Source organism: Vibrio sp. 970 (assembly GCF_033339075.1).
Genome location: NZ_JAWOTW010000253.1, coordinates 1 through 744 on the forward strand (window position 1 = coordinate 1; position 744 = coordinate 744).

At 42.6% G+C, this 744-nt stretch carries 1 pseudogene; it reads left to right on the top strand.

The window, feature by feature from the left end:
- Positions 1-744 (top strand): annotated as a pseudogene (locus R7Q11_RS26005) (ferrous iron transporter B); the annotation flags it as partial.

Below are 744 nucleotides of genomic sequence, written 5' to 3' on the forward strand. Positions count from 1 at the left end.
TGGATGCGTTAAAGCGTGAACGTCAGATGATCAACATTGCCGAGTTAGAAAAGACGTTAGGTTGCCCAGTGATCAGTTTGTCTGCCACTAATAAAGCACAAGTTGCTGAGTTTAAAGAAAAGCTCCACAAAGCCATAGTTCAGGGTGTTGCGCTAAAAGACCGCTCTTTGAATTACGGCGATAAGATGGAAGCAGCGATCGAGAATATTTCTTCTCTATTTAACGATCAAACCGTTTCTCATCGTGCATTAGCGATTCGTGCTCTAGAAAAAGACACGATGGTTCTCAATAGCCTTTCCGATCTTGATAGAAGCAAAGTACTGGAAGCGATTGCGACTTTAGATTTGGATATTGATTTACACGTTGCTGATACCAAATACACACATCTGCACGAACAATGTAAAAAAGTTCGCCGCAGTGAAGGCAAACTCAGCCGCAGTGTTACCGAAAAACTTGATCAGTTTATTTTGAACAAGTGGGTGGGGATTCCATTCTTCTTTGTTGTGATGTACCTAATGTTTATGTTCTCGATTAACATTGGTAGTGCATTTATCGATTTCTTTGATATCGGCGTTGGCGCACTTTTGGTTGATGGCGGTCATCACCTATTGGATGGTCATTTGCCAGTTTGGCTTGTGACGGTTATTGCCGATGGTATTGGTGGCGGTATCCAAACGGTAGCGACCTTTATTCCTGTCATTGCGTGTTTGTATTTGTTCCTAGCTGTGCTTGAGAGTTCGGGTT